The sequence below is a fragment of the Hoeflea sp. AS60 genome, from assembly GCF_038900115.1.
GTDB lineage: Bacteria > Pseudomonadota > Alphaproteobacteria > Rhizobiales > Rhizobiaceae > Hoeflea.
This window is the reverse complement of record NZ_JBBMQP010000002.1, coordinates 581,800-597,672: the sequence shown is the minus strand read 5'-3', so window position 1 is coordinate 597,672 and position 15,873 is coordinate 581,800. Positions and strand designations below refer to the sequence as shown.

Here is a 15,873-nt window from a genome sequence, read left to right as displayed (position 1 = left end):
GTCCATGATCATGCTTTGCTCCCTGCGCTGACGGCAGCCTGTTGCGGCCGTCGCATGAAGATAGGCTGGAATGCGCCGTCCTGACGAATTTCCAGTCGCCCTTCCCGCACCATCTCGAGGCTTGCGGCAAACGAACTGGCGATAGCGGTTGCCCGCTCTTCCGGATCCGACAAATAGCGCAAGAGATACTGGTCGAGTGCCGTCCAGTCCGCGAGTTCGCCGATCAGCCGGAACAGGATCACACGCGCATCGCTGAGCGACCAGACCCGCCTGCGTGAAATTGTCACCTGGGTTATGGTCTGGCGCTGCTTCTGCGCCGCATAGGCTGTCAGCAGATCATACAGCGTGGCGTCAAAATTTGAAGTCTTGTCGATCACCATCGGTTCCGGCGCGCCGCGGGCGAACACATCGCGGCCCAACCGGTTGCGGTTGACCAGCCGCGTTGCCGCTTCGCGCATCGCCTCGAGCCGCTTGAGCCGGAAGGCAAGCTGCGCCGCCATTTCCTCACCGCTCGGTTCATCACCCTTGGAGCTCTGCGGGATCAGAAGCTTTGATTTGAGATAGGCGAGCCATGCGGCCATGACCAGATAGTCAGCCGCAAGCTCCAGCCGCAGCGCGCGCGCCTTCTCGACAAAAAGCAGATACTGCTCTGCGAGCGCCAGAACCGAAATCCGCGCAAGATCCACGCGCTGGGTGCGGGCCAGATGCAGCAACAGATCGAGCGGGCCTTCGAAACCGGCGACGTCGATCACCAGCGCAGGGTCTCCGGTTGCCCGGTCAGCCTTGGCATCATCCCACATCACGTCCATGGGCGTCCTGCCCGGGGCCGTCTTGCCGGAATTGCCACCGCTTTGCCGGTTGCCGTTGTTCACACCTGCCGCCTTTCAGATCCCTGGTTAGGAGGCCGCCATCAACCCCTCGAACTCTTCACGCAATGCCATCTCGTCACTGTCATCCGGAGCACCAAACGCTGCCATCACGTCATTGGCGCGCCGCAAGGCCTGGTCCCTGAGGTCCGGCGTCACGGAAGCCACCGCTTCCATTTCCGCCCGATTGCCATTGCAGTGCAATGTGACATCGCATCCTGCGGCGAAAATTGCACTGGCCCTTGTAGCGAAATCCCCAGAAAGCGCATTCATCGACACGTCATCGGACATCAAAAGTCCATCAAAACCGATTTCCGAGCGAATAATCTCCTCCACCACCCGACGCGACGTTGTCGCCGGATGCTCCGGATCGATATCGGTAAAGACCACATGCGCCGACATCGCCATGGCCTCATGTGCAAGCGCCTTGAACGGTCCGAAATCACGCGCCGACAGCTCCGCGTGGGACGCGTCCACATGTGGCAATTCATGATGCGTGTCAGCGCCGGCACGGCCATGGCCGGGAATGTGCTTGATCACCGGCAACATCCCTCCGGCCTTCAGACCCTCAGACGCCGCGGCCCCCAGTATGGCAACGACATCTGGTGTTATGCCATAAGCACGACTGCCAATGACTTCATGACCGCCGGGTGACGGCACATCAAGCACAGGCAGGCAGTCGACAGTAATGCCGAGCGGATAGAGATCGAATGCGTGCAGACGCGACATGATCCAGGTTGCGCGCAAACCAGCTTCACGGTTGGCCAGATAAAGTGCGCCGAGATCAGCACCCGAAGGATATTGAGGAACCAGCGGCGGCTTGAACCGCTGCACCCGTCCACCTTCCTGATCAATCAGCACCGGCGCATCAGGTCGGCCAACGCTTTCACGCAGATTGGCGGTCAGGTCGGCGACCTGGTTCAGGCTCACGATATTGCGGCCAAAAAGGATAAACCCCCATGGCCTGGTATCGGCAAAGAATGATGCCTCGCTGGAGCTCAGCTCCGGTCCCGCACATCCCAAAATAACTGCTTTTGATTCGCTCATTGCGCAATCGTAGTCGAACCAACCGCGTTTGAAAGTCCGGCATCACAGGATCTGCCGACATGAAAAAGGCCGCACAGTGTTGTGCGGCCTTCTAACTAGATTTGTTTGCCGTTCAGAAATCAGCGCGAGACAAAGCAACTCCCACCGGCAGACTTGTAGCGGCTGCAAAGTGCATTTGCCTGATCTCGGGAGCCCGCAGGCACCCGAACCCTGTGAAACACACCCTTGCCGGGAATGTCTGCACGCTGGATATCAACACTCTGCCCGCCAAGCACTGAACTGTAGCGATTTGACAAGGTGCGCCAGGAAGACTGGGCCCCTTCTGCGGTCGGCTGTGAGGCAATCTGCACATAGTACCCACCCGGATTGGCGACCGGTGCGGCGGCTGCCGGAGCCGATGCAACCGCGACGGGTTGAGGAGCAGCAGGCGTTGCCGGAACAGCCTCGGCTGCGGCGGGCGCAGCGCCAACCCTGCCGGCTTGGGAAACGGTCCCCACGACATTGACTGGCTGGTCTGCGGGACGGCCCTGCGGAACCGGAGCATTGGCCACGGGCCGTATCGGCTGGGTTTTGACAACCCGCACTGGTGCAACCGTGCCATCCGTTGCTGCAATATCAGTACCAACCGCCGGTTCCTGAACTGGCGCGGCGGCCTCAGACGGCGTCTCCTGAGCGGGTTCGAGAACCTGTGCAGTGTCTGACGTGGCTGCACTTTCCGGAGACGCGGCTGCAAGAGTCTGCGGCGTATCTCCAGCTGTCGAGACCTCAGGCTCAGAGATTTCCCTTGCCACAATCGAACCATCCGGTTTGACGATCATCGTGCGCACCTTGCGCGGTGACACAACCGGAGCCGGCAACCCATCGCCCGTGGATTCGCCGCTTGTCCCGTCGGCAGACAGGCGTTCCTCAGATTTGCCGGCAAAATCCGCACGACCTTCCAGAGGCAGGAACTCGGGATCGAGCGTTCGCTGGACAACGTCCACAGGCTCTTCCGCAGAGTTGATCAGCGCCGGCTGACCGGGAGAAGCCCCGCCCCCGCCAGCAACACGATCGTAGACCGCCTTGTCCTGGTTGGGCACAGTCACGCCACCCGGGTTCTCCGGAAGCACCTTAACCGGATCCGTGTCTGCACGGATAATGCGTGGACCACCGTCAGCGCTCATCTCGTCGCCTGACATCATGCTCCAGCCAAACGCTCCAACACCAGCAAGCACTGCCAATCCGAGAACCGCTATCGCCAGTACGGGGCCTCGGGAACCATTTTCAGTTTCACCGCTAGCGGCAGCCATTGCATCGGGGCCATCAAACTCCCCGACCATGCCCTGACCGTCATAGCCCGCAGTCGCAGCGACAATGGACGCGTGATCCACACCGGAACTAAGCTCGCGTTCCAGCGCAATATAGTCATCCGACACTTCATAGCCGCGCTGAGGCGTTGTCCCACGGCTCCAATCTTCGGCAGAGCCCAACGCAGCACCAACGACATTTGCCGGCTGATCATCGAGATTCTGCTCGTTTTGCTCAACAATATCGGCGAACTCGCGCTCGATCTCGGTGTCGTAGTCCGGGTCAACCAGTTGCGGATCGTCATGTTCCAACTCCGGAACATCGATGTCGGTAACAATCTCGACCATCTCGTCAGATTCGGAAATCAGCTCTGCATCAAAATAGTAATCATCCGCCCCTGAAGCAGAACTTGAGGCTTCCACCATTTGTTCGGAAGTCTCGAACCCATCAAGCCAGTCGCTCTGCTGCGGCTCTGCACCCGGTCGATCCAACCGATTGCCTTCGCCAGCTTTCGAGGAAGCCAATTCCGGTTCGCCATCATCATCATCATGTGGCACGAAATCGAGGAACGCCTCTGTCATTTCATCGCGCTGGGCCTGCTGATCAGCCTCGGGAATGCCCGACAGCCAGTCGTTGGCCTCCACCGCCGGTTCGGTCCGTTGACTGACAGAAACCACCTCTACCGGTTCGGCCCAGTCATCATCGAAACCGTCAGCCAGGACCTGCTCCAGATCAATCTCCAGCTCATCAGTCGCATCGGCTTGCGCAGCAACCGGGTCCGGAGCACGCTCAGGCAGACCGAACATGTCACCAAGCTCATCATCGAGCTCATCGGCAACACCTTCTTCAATGCTGTCGAGTGACCACTCACCGGTTGGATCAATAGTGTGGTCTTGTGCCGGTCCGGCGAGGCTTCTGTTTTCGACATCGCCGTTTATTGCAGCCAGCAACTCTTCCGCCGCGTCATCAAAGACAGCAACCTGGTCATCAAGTTCACTGTCATTCAATGCATCCAGAGCCGTCTCGACATCAAGATCGACGCCGTTATCTGCGATGGCAGCCTGATCAGATGGCTCGATGTCGTTGCTGCTCTCTGAAATCGCAACTTCTTGCCCGAAGACATCAAGCTCAGCCGACAAATACTCTTCGAAATCCAGCGGCTTATCAGCATACTGGCCTTCGGGCTGCGTGTTGTCCGACACGGCCGACGGATCGTCGCTTTCCGCACCGACCGGGGGATTGCAACGCTGATCGAAGCGAACCATATCGGCAAAAACGTCATCACCCGACAGATCGTCCGCACTTGCAGCCTGCGGTGTCATGACAGCAGCGGCAGCTGCCGGTGCACCCTCTTCTGCAAAAGGTTCAAAAGCTAGCTGTTCATCCGCATTGAACGGTGCAGGCTCAGTCGAAGGTTGCTCTTCAGCAAAATAATCCGAATCCGGGCGCTGCATCCAGTCGTCGTCGCCGCCAGACAGTTCGCCTTCTGTCAGCTCAGCAGCCTGATCGACGGGGAATTCGCTTTCAATTGCCTTGAGCAGCGCATCCGACGACCGCCCCTCGGCGGAGATGAAGTCTGCGGTATCAAGCGCAGGCGCGTCATCGAAAGGGGTGTCAAATTGAGCGTCGAAAGCGGCATTCCGGTCTGCGTCCGCAAGCGATTGCTCGACGCCCTGATCAAAGCCGCCATCGGCCATCAAGACATCCAAAGCCTCGTCGGCTTCGATCCGGTCCAGCTCATCAATTGATGGCGCAAGCGGCACGTCGAGCTCGCGCATCAGTTCGGCCTCAAGATCGAATTCACTCGACTCAGGAGCTTTTTCAGCCGCAGGCGTTACCTCGGACGGCCGCTCGTAACCGATAATCCTGGCAAGCTCCGCCAAGGGATCATCAATTTCGGCATCCGGATACTGGGACCGGGCAGTGTTATCGAATTGATCAGCCATGCATCACTCACATACTCTCGCACACTCTACTGCCAAAGCAATGTGGGGAAAAGGTGACGCCTAGCGCATTTCTTCAGGTGCATCAGTACCCGTAATCGAGAGTCCTGACTTCAACACCGACGCTACTGCGTACACCAGGCCCAACCTGGCATTTGTTGATTGTCTGTTTTTATCGTTAACAAACCGCAAACTTGGCTCGTCACGCCCCTTGTTCCAGTGCGAATGCAGCAAACTTGCCAGCTCATAGAGGTAAAACGCCACCCTGTGCGGCTCCTGCCCGGACGCCGCAGCCTCGATCATCCGCGGATACTCGCCAAGCTTGGCGATCAGGGCCAGTTCGCTCTCATGGGAAAGATCTGACAGATCAGCCGACGCCAGGGCTTCAGGCGAAAGGTCCAGATCGGGAAACGTCTCAAGGGCCTGGCGCATCACGGAAGCGCAGCGTGCATGGGCGTACTGAACGTAGAAGACCGGATTGTCCTTGGAGTGCTCGGTGACCTTGGCAAAATCAAAGTCGAGCGATTCGGAACTCTTGCGGTAAAGCATCATGAAGCGAACGGAATCCACGCCCACTTCATCCACCACGTCACGAAGCGTGACGAAATCGCCAGAGCGTTTGGACATCCGGACGGGCTCGCCATCACGGTAGATCTTGACGAGCTGGCATAACAGTACCGTCAGCTTGGCTTCACCGGCCGAGACGGCCTTGGCGACAGCCTCAAGCCGCTTGATGTAGCCACCATGGTCGGCACCAAGCACATAGATCATCTCTTTGAAGCCGCGCTCGAACTTGTCACGGAAATAGGCAACGTCAGCGGCAAAGTAGGTATAGCTGCCATCCGACTTGATCAGCGGGCGGTCCATGTCGTCCCCAACCTCGGTCGACCGGAACAGTGTTTGTTCCCGGTCTTCCCAATCCTCAGCGGTCTGGCCCTTCGGCGGCGGCAGCTTGCCCTTGTAGACATGGCCCTTGAACGTCAGGTCGTTGATAGCGTTACGGATCGCGCGTTCACCGTCGGCATGCAGGCTGCGCTCGGAATAAAACACGTCGTGCTCTACATTCAGCGCCTTCAGGTCGGCCCGGATCATGTCCATCATCGCATCAATCGTGCGGTCCTTGATCAGGGACATACGCTCGGCTTCCGACATAGCGCGGATCGAGGTACCAAACTCGGACGCAAGCGCCTGCCCCACAGGAACCAGGTAATCGCCGGGATAAAGACCCGCCGGAATTTCGCCGATATCCTCGCCAAGCGCTTCGCGGTATCTCAGATAGACCGACTTCGACAGAACATCGATCTGCGACCCGGCGTCGTTGATGTAGTATTCCTTGGTGACGTCATAGCCCGCAAAGCCCATCAGATTGGCCAGCGCATCGCCGACCACCGCGCCGCGGCAATGGCCGACATGCATCGGGCCAGTCGGGTTTGCAGATACGTATTCGACATTGACCTTCCGGTCCGCACCGACATTTGATCGCCCGTAGTCAACGCCCTCACGGATAACCGTCGATGCCAGCCGCTGCCAGAAGGTCGCTGTCAGCCGAAAGTTGAGAAAACCGGGCCCTGCCACGCTTGTCTCGGACACATCAGCATCACCGTCAAACTGCGCCGCGATCATCTCCGCCAGCGCGCGCGGATTCATGCCAAGAGGCTTGGCCAGCACCATTGCGGCATTGGTCGAAATATCTCCATGAGCAGGATCGCGCGGAGGCTCTACAGTCAATCGGTCAAAGCTGACTTCGCCGTCCTTTTCCTTGACGGCATCAAGCGTTTGAACAGCCAGCTTGATTCTATTTTCGAAGTCCTTGAACACATTCATGGCTTAAGTCCGGATATGACGGGAAAACTGGGCGAAACTGATGCTCGCCTCGGGTGAGCGCTGCCTATCGCAATTCCGGCGTATGGTCAAACAAACGGCGGTGTGCGGCAATGGCATAAGTGTCGGTCATTCCAGCGAGATAATCCCTGACCTTCCGGGCCCGCAATTCGACAGCCAGATCTTCGATCCCGGCATGACGGTGCTTGTCGCCCATTTCAGATGGGGCCGCCATGAAAGCCGCAAACAGATCCCGAACGATCTGGGTCGCTGACGCCCTCACCCGCATCACATCGGGATGCCGGTACAGATGCCTGTACAGGAACGTCTTGATGTTGCGGTCGGCCTCGACAAACTCTTCGGAAAAATGCGCCATGGTTTGTCCCGCATGGCGGACATCATCGGCGGATTGCGGTTTGATCGCCTGAATGTTGGCCTGTGTCACGCCAATCACGTCCTCAACCATCCTGGTGATCTGCCTGCGCATCACCTCATGGATCAATCGCGGCTCCTCGAGATCGGGATAGCGGTCACGGACTTCAGTAAGCAGACGCGCGAGCAGCGGCAGTTCCTCCAGCATCTCGATCGTGACCAGACCGGAGCGCAGGCCATCATCAATGTCGTGGGTGTTGTAGGCAATATCGTCGGCAATCGCCGCAACCTGCGATTCGAGGCTTGAATGGGTCGAAAGCCACAGATCGTGCCCGGCATTGTAGTGCGCAATCGGCTCGGGAACCGGCTTGCCGCCCTCCACGATCAGCGGGCCATTGTGCTTGACCAGCCCCTCAAGCGTTTCCCAACTCAGATTGAGACCATCAAAATCCGCATAGCGCTGCTCGAGCTTGGTGACGATACGCAGCGACTGGGCATTGTGATCGAACCCTCCTGCGCCCGCCATCAACTCATCGAGCGCTTCTTCGCCGGTATGGCCGAACGGCGTGTGTCCGAAATCATGCACCAGCGCCACGCCTTCGGCCAGATCCTCGTCGAGCTTCAGCGCACGCGCCAGCGCCCGGGCGATCTGCGCCACTTCTATGGTGTGGGTCAGTCGCGTCCGGTAGTGATCGCCTTCGTGCGCGACAAAGACTTGCGTCTTGTGTTTGAGCCGCCGGAAAGCGGTGGTGTGAATGATCCGGTCGCGGTCGCGCTGGAACTCCGACCGGGTCGGACTGATGGGCTCGGCAACCAACCGCCCACGGCTTGACCACTGGTCAACCGCCCATGGCGCATGCGCCCCGGTTCCAAAACCCAATTCTTTTACGTCGATTTCCATGCCTATCCCGTCAACAGGCGCCAAACAGGCTTCGACTCAGTCCGTCCAAGCATTGACGCAGGGCCAGCGCCTTCATACCTATAGAGGAAGTGATTTGAAACACGTCTCTTCCGGACCTTGACCCCGGCAAGGAGGTACCATGACTGAAACAGCCACTGTAACACTCTCGGAATCCGCTGCACGCAGGATCAAGGAGATCGTCTCGGCCGAAACCGGCAAGTCTGCGCTCCGCGTATCCGTTGAAGGCGGCGGATGTTCGGGCTTTTCCTACAAGTTCGATCTCGCCGACCAGGCCGATGAGGACGACATCGTGCTGGAAAAGAACGAAGCCCGGGTTCTGATAGACCAGGTCTCGCTTGTCTACATGGCGGGATCTGAAATCGATTTCGTTGACAATCTGATGGGCCAGGCCTTTCAGATCAGGAACCCGAACGCGGTCGCATCCTGCGGCTGCGGAACCAGCTTCTCAATTTGATCAGTCTAGTTTATTCGCGACTGAGCGGATTACCTGCCAGAGGATGCATGCCTTGAAAATCGCCACATGGAACATCAATGGCGTCAAGGCGCGGATCGACAATCTGCAGGTCTGGCTCAAGGAAAGCGATCCGGACATTGCCTGCCTGCAGGAGATCAAGTCGGTCGACGAGGGGTTCCCGCGGCTCGAGATTGAAGCCCTCGGCTATCACGTTGAAACCCATGGACAAAAGGGCTTCAACGGGGTTGCGATACTTTCCAAGCAGAGCCCCGATGAAGTCAATCGCGGCCTGCCCGGCGATGACAGCGACGAGCAGGCACGCTTCATAGAGGCAGTGTTCTCAGTCGACGGCGGGGTTCTGCGCGTGGTGTCGCTCTATCTGCCCAACGGCAACCCGGTCGATACACCAAAATTCCCCTACAAGCTGTCCTGGATGGAGCGACTGGAAGCCTTTGCTGCGGACCGGTTGGCGCTTGAGGAACCGCTGGTTCTCGCAGGCGATTACAATGTCATTCCCGAGCCTGTCGATTGCCATGACCCAAAGGCCTGGGAAGGCGACGCCCTGTTTCGGCCTGAATCCCGCAACGCATTCAGAAAGCTCGAAAATATGGGCTTCACCGATGCCTTGCGCTCGGTCAACGACGCACCGGAAACCTACACGTTCTGGGACTACCAGGCCGGCGCGTGGCCCAAGAACAATGGCATCCGCATCGACCATCTGATGCTCTCGCCCGAAGCTGCAATTCTTCTGCAATCAGCAAACGTTGAGAAACACGTAAGGGCTTGGGAAAAGCCGTCAGATCACGTTCCGGTGGCAATTTCGCTCGCCGTTTGAGAGCGCGCGGACGGCGCGGACTTTTGCCTCGTCAACACGAACCTTGCCAAAAAACCGCAGTAAGCGCATTATTCAGGGATGAAACGCGCAATGACACGGCAATTGGCTTTGAGCATCGGTTTTATCGCCGTTGCAACGCTTTGCGTGCCGCCTGCCTTCGCCGGTCAGGATTGCGAATGTCTGGGCAACGGCAAACGGATCAAGGAGGGCAGCGTCATCTGCCTGCAGATCGGCTCGTCCCAGCGTTACCTGGCACGCTGCGAGCGCAATCTCAACAACACAAGCTGGAAGAAGATTTCAGACGGTTGCCCTGTCTCGCAGATGTCGCCCTGGACATTAAAATCCGCGGCGCTCATTCAAGGCTGACAATCCTCAATCGACTGCCGAAATATCAACGAAGGCTGCGGCTAGGAAGAAGCCAGCCTGAACTTTTGGTTGCTAGTTCAGGCCCTTGGCCAGCATATCCTGCGCCAGCGCAATGGCTGTGCGGCGGTCGGCTTCACCGGCGAGCGAGAATGCGCGCTCCTGCATCGCCTGGATCCAGGCCTTGTCGGAAGCTGGCGAGCGCTCAAGCGCAGTCGTCATGAAGGCAAGTCCGCGAACTGTCTGGCCCTCATCGAACACGACATTTCCAAGAACTGCGGACGCAGCTGGGTGGCCGCTGACCCGAGCCCGGTTAAGCCATTTTTTCGCTTGCTGGATATCATTGGCACCGCCCTCGCCTTCGAGGATCATGCGGCCAAGACGGTACTGAGCTTCAGGCACACCGAATGCGGAAGCAGCCTGGAAATAGAGCTGACGGGCAGCGCCCAGATTGGCCTTGATCGGGCTGCCGGGAATACCCTTCTGGTAATAGGTCGCCAGCGACAACAGCGCATTGACGAAATAGCCGGTGTCCTGCGAACCAGGTTCGACACCCTGACGGGCGATATCATCGTAAATCTTGAAGGCTTCGTAGTCGTTCTCAACCACACCGTCGCCATAGGCGTACATGTTGGCGAGCGCCCAGCGCGCACCTGGGTGGCCCTTCTCCGCTGCATACTTGTAGGCCTCTACGGCCTCATCCTTGCGGCCTTTCTTGTAGGCCGAAAAGCCAAACTTGAACAGGTCGAACGGACCGGATTCGCTGGTGACACCTGAATTTGGATCAAACGCCAGGGCATGCCCGCCGGAGCCTATGGCAAAGGCAAGTACAACACCAAAAAGACCCGTCCGGGTGCGGCTAGATGTCTGCATAGCAGTGCTTTTCTTTCGCTCCGCCCGGATGGGTAACCGCGCCATAGCGCGCTGATCCCACCGTCTGGGCGTATTTCCACAGCGCGCCCGATGCATAATCGGTTTCCCGCGCTGTCCATTTTTGTCTGCGTGCAGCCAGTTCCTCGTCGGACAGTTGCACATTCAAAGTTCCCTCGACGGCATCGATATCGATGATGTCGCCATCCTGAAGCAGACCTATTGGCCCGCCTTCCGCTGCTTCCGGGCCGACATGGCCGATACAGAAACCGCGGGTCGCGCCGGAGAACCGGCCATCGGTGATCAGCGCAACCTTGTCGCCCATGCCCTGCCCGTAGAGCGCCGCTGTGGTCGACAGCATTTCACGCATGCCAGGGCCACCTTTGGGGCCCTCGTAGCGGATCACCAGAACCTCACCTTCCTTGTAAATGCGATTTGTGACCGCATTGAAGCATTCTTCCTCAGAATCGAAGCAACGAGCCGGTCCGCTGAATTTCAGCTTCGACATACCGGCCACCTTCACGATGGCGCCATCCTCGGCCAGATTGCCTTTAAGACCCACGACACCGCCTGTTGTCGTAATTGGCTTGTTGGCCGGTAGCACCACGTCCTGCTGATCGTTCCAGCGGACATGCTCCATGTTCTCAGCCAGTGTCCGGCCGGTCACTGTCATGCAATCGCCGTGCAGATAACCGTGCTCGAGCATGGTCTTCATCAGCACCGGAATGCCGCCAGCCTCGAACATGTCCTTGGCCACATACTTGCCGCCCGGCTTCAGATTGGCGATGTAGGGAGTGCGTTCAAAAATCCTGGCAACATCAAAGAGATCGAACTCGATGCCGCATTCATGCGCTATCGCCGGCAGGTGAAGTGCCGCATTGGTCGACCCGCCAGTCGCCGAAACAACGGCAGCAGCATTTTCCAGCGCCTTGAGCGTAACGATGTCGCGCGGGCGGATCTGCTTTGCGATCAGTTCCATCACCTTCTCGCCGGCCGCGTAGGAGAATTTGTCGCGCATCTCGTAAGGAGCAGGCGCGCCGCAGGAATATGGCAGCGCCAGACCGATTGCCTCAGCAACAGTCGCCATGGTGTTGGCGGTAAACTGCGCGCCGCAAGAGCCGGCAGAAGGGCAAGCAGCCTGTTCGATCTCGAGCAGATCCTCATCGGACATATCGCCGACCGAGTGCTGTCCCACAGCCTCGAACACGTCCTGCACAGTGATCTGCCGGCCGCGGAAATTGCCTGGAAGAATTGAGCCGCCATAAATGAAGATTGATGGCACATTGAGCCGGACCATCGACATCATCATGCCCGGCAGCGACTTGTCGCAACCAGCCAGACCGACAATGGCGTCATAGCAATGCCCGCGCATCGTCAGCTCAACCGAATCGGCAATCAGGTCACGGCTGGCAAGTGAAGCCTTCATGCCCTGATGGCCCATGGCAATGCCGTCGGTCACAGTGATCGTACAGAATTCGCGCGGCGTACCCTTGGCCGCGGCAACGCCCTTCTTGACCACCTGCGCTTGCCGCATCAGCGAGATGTTGCACGGTGCGGCTTCGTTCCAGCAGGAAGCCACGCCAACGAGTGGCTGGGCGATTTCCTCACTCGATAGTCCCATCGCATAGAGGAACGACCGGTGCGGAGCACGCGCGGGACCAACCGTTGTGTAACGGCTTGGAAGCTTGGATTTGTCGAATGGTGTGGCGCTCATAAAATCCTCAGACGCGTCTGACCTGCATGACCTAGCCGCGGGGGTGAACTTACGTCCTGCCCTGCGCCCCGTTTGTGGCGGGAAATGGGCACATTATGCCTGCACAAATCCATAGCAGATGCTTAGAAAAAAAGTGTTGCTGAATCGTCACATTTCGTGATCTCGAGCACCGTGACGCCAAAAACTGGCCGAATTCTCAGGCGGAGCACATCAGGCGATGACACCGGACTGTCACGCAACGAAAATACTTCGGCAACCCGGACGGGTTTGGGTAAAGGCTCAAGCCCGGCCAAGGCGCAGTTCGGCACCCTTAGGGGAAGGAACGCTGCATGGCGCACCACCAGAGCTCGGGTTCCTCATCAGCGCCGACCTCCCGATCGGTCAATTGAACCATCTGGAAGGCCGCACTTGTGATTGGGTTCAGCCATTTGCGAGATGTTTTCAAAAACGGTAGGCGGCCCGCTTGGCGGGCCGCCTTATCAATCCTCTATCGCCGGACGGTATATCAGCCAGCCTGGGTCAGCCGCTCAATCGCTTCGCCCAGCTTGTCTTTCTGCCCCAGCAACTCGACAAGTTTTTCGCGCTCGGCCTCGACCACTTCAGGCTTGGCATTGGCAACGAATTTCTCGTTGGCAAGCTTGCGTTCGATCTTGTCGACATCATCAGCGATTTTTGACCGTGCTTTTTCAAGCCGCGCCTTCTCCGCCGTCAGATCGATCAGATCACCCAGAGGCAGGCAGGCCGTTGCCTCCCCGACAACGATCTGCGCCGAGCCGGCCGGCACTGCACTTTCCAGCACAATATTCGTCACGCGGGCCAGTTGCTTGATTGCAGGCTCATGACGAACAAGCCGTTCTCCGGTTGCAGCGTTGCTGCCAACCATCACCAGCGGCGCTTTCGCCGATGGCGGAACATTCATCTCGGAACGAACAGAGCGCAAACCCGAGACCAGATCGATCAGCCAGTTGATTTCCGACGCGGCCGCCTCGTCAGCAAAGACCGGCTTTGGCCATGCTGCGTGACAGGCAAGGCCCGCACTTGAACCAGCCAGATGCTCCCAGAGTTCCTCGGTCATGAATGGCATGAACGGATGCAGAAGCTTCACAGCCTCAGCCAGCACATGCGCTGCACACGCGCGTGCCTCGACCTTGGCAACCTCGTCCTCACCGTTGAACACCGGCTTGAGCAATTCCAGATACCAGTCGCACACCTGGTTCCAGACAAACCGGTACAGCGCGCTCGAAGCCTCGTTGAACTTGTAAGCCTCGATTGCGGCCTTCACCTCGTTCGAGGTCCGGGTCAGCTCAGTCAGAATCCAGCGGTTGATCGTCAGCTTGGACGACGACGGGTCGAAAGCCGGATCCAGAACCGCGCCATTCATGTCGGCAAACCGTGTCGCATTCCAAAGCTTGGTACCGAAATTGCGATATCCGGCAATCCGCGACGGATCGAGTTTCACGTCACGGCCCTGCGCTGCCATGATGGCAAGCGTAAACCGCAGGGCGTCAGCACCATACTCGTCGATCAGATCGAGCGGATCGATGACGTTGCCCTTGGATTTCGACATCTTGGCGCCGTCCTTGTCACGGACCAGCGCATGAACATAGACCGTGTGGAACGGCTCTTCCTTCATGAAGTGCAGCCCCATCATCATCATCCGGGCGACCCAGAAGAAGATGATATCAAAGCCCGTCACCAGAACATCAGTCTGGTAGTAGCGGGCAAGCTCGGGCGTCTCGTCGGGCCAGCCAAGTGTCGAGAACGGCCACAGCGCAGACGAGAACCAGGTATCGAGAACATCTTCGTCCCGGGTCAGAATTTCGCCCGGCTTGAAATTCTCAAGCTTCTCTTCAACCCAGGCTTTCCATGGTCCTTCATGGGCGAGGTAATGCTGGATCGCCGCCTCGAGCGCGGTTTCCTCGTCCTTTTCGACAAAAACCTGTCCGTCCGGTCCGTACCAGGCCGGGATCTGGTGTCCCCACCACAATTGCCGCGAAATACACCAGGGCTGGATGTTCTCCATCCACTCGAAATAGGTCTTTTCCCAGTTCTTCGGCACAAAATTGGTCCGGCCCTCGCGCACGCTCTCAATCGCGGGCTTCGCCATTTCGGCGGCGTTGACGTACCATTGGTCCGTAAGGAAAGGCTCGATCGGAACCCCGCCCCGGTCTCCATGCGGAACCATGTGCGTGTGTGGTTCGATATGATCGAGAAGCCCGAGCTCCTCCATCTTGGTCACGACTTCCTTGCGCGCGGCAAAGCGGTCCATACCGTCGAGTTCTTCCATCACCTCGATCAGCTTGCCCTCGACACTGAGATCTTCGAGGAAGTCCTCATTGTCCTTGAGCGCCATGCGACCATCGGTGGTCAGTATGTTGATGGCCTTGAGATGGTGACGTCTGCCGACTTCGAAATCGTTGAAATCATGCGCAGGCGTAATCTTCACCGCGCCGGAGCCAGCCGTCTCATCCGCATAATCGTCGCCAACAATCGCGATGCGCCGTCCGACCAGCGGCAGAACGACATGCTTGCCGATCAGATCCTTGTAGCGGACATCTTCCGGATTGACCGCGACAGCAGTGTCACCCAGCATGGTTTCAGGCCGCGTTGTGGCGACGATGATGTAATCCCGGGTCTCATAGGTGGATGTCTCGGTCTCCTCGTCATAGGAGACAGGATGCTCGTAGGTGACGCCGTCCGCCAAAGGATAGCGGAAGTGCCAGAGATTGCCCTGCACCTCGACCTGCTCGACTTCGAGATCTGAAATCGCGGTCAGCAACTTCGGATCCCAGTTGACCAGCCGCTTGTCCTTGTAGATCAGGCCTTCCTTGTAGAGGGTGACGAACACTTCCAGAACTGCGCGTGACAGCCCCTCGTCCATGGTGAAGCGCTCGCGCGACCAGTCGCAAGACGCACCAAGCCGCTTGAGCTGATTGAAAATCATCCCGCCGGACTGGTCTTTCCACTCCCAGATCTTTTCGACAAAGGCCTCGCGACCGATCTCGCGACGATGGATCTGCTTCTCGGCCAATTGCCGCTCAACCACCATCTGGGTGGCGATACCGGCATGGTCCATTCCTGGCTGCCAGAGAACGTTTTCTCCCAGCATGCGATGATAACGCACCAGGATGTCCTGCAGCGTATTGTTGAGCGCATGGCCCATGTGAAGCGAGCCCGTTACATTCGGCGGCGGGATCACGATACAAAACGAATCCCGCTCGGGTTGTGCGCCTGCGCCAGCGGCGAAAGCATTCGCCTCTGCCCAGCGTGTCGCAATTTTGGGCTCTATGGCCGCGGCGTCATAGGTTTTTTCGAGCATAATCGGGGAACCGTTTGCATCTGAAGGGATAGGACTGTGATAAACCGGAACGGAATGGTG

At 58.3% G+C, this 15,873-nt stretch carries 11 protein-coding genes; 3 read left to right on the top strand and 8 right to left on the bottom strand.

Annotated features, from left to right (window positions below):
* Positions 1–8 precede the first annotated feature (8 nt).
* From WNZ14_RS13125 to WNZ14_RS13105, 5 genes are all read right to left on the bottom strand, one after another.
* Positions 9–809: a ScpA family protein gene (locus WNZ14_RS13125; RefSeq protein WP_342870228.1), complete on the bottom strand. Its 801-nt coding sequence runs from the start codon at positions 807–809 to the stop codon at positions 9–11.
* An 87-nt stretch (positions 810–896) separates the two neighbouring features.
* Positions 897–1,913: a beta-N-acetylhexosaminidase gene (nagZ, locus tag WNZ14_RS13120; RefSeq protein ID WP_342869097.1), complete on the bottom strand. Its 1,017-nt coding sequence runs from the start codon at positions 1,911–1,913 to the stop codon at positions 897–899.
* 119 nt (positions 1,914–2,032) lie between these two features.
* On the bottom strand, positions 2,033–5,146 hold the full coding sequence (locus WNZ14_RS13115) for an SPOR domain-containing protein (protein WP_342869096.1): 3,114 nt from the start codon (positions 5,144–5,146) through the stop codon (positions 2,033–2,035).
* A gap of 60 nt (positions 5,147–5,206) precedes the next feature.
* Positions 5,207–6,967 (bottom strand): arginine--tRNA ligase, encoded by a 1,761-nt coding sequence (gene argS, locus WNZ14_RS13110; RefSeq protein ID WP_342869095.1) that lies wholly within the window; start codon positions 6,965–6,967, stop codon positions 5,207–5,209.
* 64 nt (positions 6,968–7,031) lie between these two features.
* A complete protein-coding gene (locus WNZ14_RS13105) occupies positions 7,032–8,237 on the bottom strand; it encodes a deoxyguanosinetriphosphate triphosphohydrolase (RefSeq protein ID WP_342869094.1) in 1,206 nt (401 codons plus the stop codon).
* Between the two features lie 139 nt (positions 8,238–8,376).
* Here WNZ14_RS13105 and erpA point away from each other — a divergent pair, with 139 nt between their 5' ends.
* From erpA to WNZ14_RS13090, 3 genes are all read left to right on the top strand, one after another.
* Entirely contained in the window at positions 8,377–8,712 is a 336-nt protein-coding gene (erpA, locus tag WNZ14_RS13100) for an iron-sulfur cluster insertion protein ErpA (RefSeq protein ID WP_342869093.1), read from the top strand.
* Between the two features lie 52 nt (positions 8,713–8,764).
* Positions 8,765–9,547: an exodeoxyribonuclease III gene (gene xth, locus WNZ14_RS13095; RefSeq protein WP_342869092.1), complete on the top strand. Its 783-nt coding sequence runs from the start codon at positions 8,765–8,767 to the stop codon at positions 9,545–9,547.
* A 90-nt stretch (positions 9,548–9,637) separates the two neighbouring features.
* On the top strand, positions 9,638–9,913 hold the full coding sequence (locus WNZ14_RS13090) for a hypothetical protein (RefSeq protein WP_342869091.1): 276 nt from the start codon (positions 9,638–9,640) through the stop codon (positions 9,911–9,913).
* Between the two features lie 72 nt (positions 9,914–9,985).
* On the opposite strand, the gene WNZ14_RS13085 is transcribed toward WNZ14_RS13090, so the two are convergent.
* The 3 genes from WNZ14_RS13085 to WNZ14_RS13075 form a co-directional block, all read right to left on the bottom strand.
* Entirely contained in the window at positions 9,986–10,783 is a 798-nt protein-coding gene (locus WNZ14_RS13085) for a tetratricopeptide repeat protein (protein ID WP_342869090.1), read from the bottom strand.
* Positions 10,770–12,494, bottom strand: coding sequence for a dihydroxy-acid dehydratase (ilvD, locus tag WNZ14_RS13080; protein ID WP_342869089.1), 1,725 nt, complete (start codon positions 12,492–12,494; stop codon positions 10,770–10,772). The genes WNZ14_RS13085 and ilvD overlap by 14 nt, the downstream gene beginning before the upstream one ends.
* 505 nt (positions 12,495–12,999) lie before the next feature.
* Positions 13,000–15,813, bottom strand: a complete 2,814-nt coding sequence (locus tag WNZ14_RS13075; protein WP_342869088.1) for a valine--tRNA ligase — start codon at positions 15,811–15,813, stop codon at positions 13,000–13,002.
* Positions 15,814–15,873: the final 60 nt, after the last annotated feature.

Excerpts from the sequence above, each read along its gene's own strand:
- WNZ14_RS13125 (WP_342870228.1), bottom strand. The coding sequence starts at position 809 with ATGGACGTGATGTGGGATGATGCCAAGGCTGACCGGGCAACCGGAGAC.
- nagZ (WP_342869097.1), bottom strand. The coding sequence starts at position 1,913 with ATGAGCGAATCAAAAGCAGTTATTTTGGGATGTGCGGGACCGGAGCTG.
- WNZ14_RS13115 (WP_342869096.1), bottom strand. The coding sequence starts at position 5,146 with ATGGCTGATCAATTCGATAACACTGCCCGGTCCCAGTATCCGGATGCC.
- argS (WP_342869095.1), bottom strand. The coding sequence starts at position 6,967 with ATGAATGTGTTCAAGGACTTCGAAAATAGAATCAAGCTGGCTGTTCAA.
- WNZ14_RS13105 (WP_342869094.1), bottom strand. The coding sequence starts at position 8,237 with ATGGAAATCGACGTAAAAGAATTGGGTTTTGGAACCGGGGCGCATGCG.
- erpA (WP_342869093.1), top strand. The coding sequence starts at position 8,377 with ATGACTGAAACAGCCACTGTAACACTCTCGGAATCCGCTGCACGCAGG.
- WNZ14_RS13090 (WP_342869091.1), top strand. The coding sequence starts at position 9,638 with ATGACACGGCAATTGGCTTTGAGCATCGGTTTTATCGCCGTTGCAACG.
- WNZ14_RS13085 (WP_342869090.1), bottom strand. The coding sequence starts at position 10,783 with ATGCAGACATCTAGCCGCACCCGGACGGGTCTTTTTGGTGTTGTACTT.
- ilvD (WP_342869089.1), bottom strand. The coding sequence starts at position 12,494 with ATGAGCGCCACACCATTCGACAAATCCAAGCTTCCAAGCCGTTACACA.
- WNZ14_RS13075 (WP_342869088.1), bottom strand. The coding sequence starts at position 15,813 with ATGCTCGAAAAAACCTATGACGCCGCGGCCATAGAGCCCAAAATTGCG.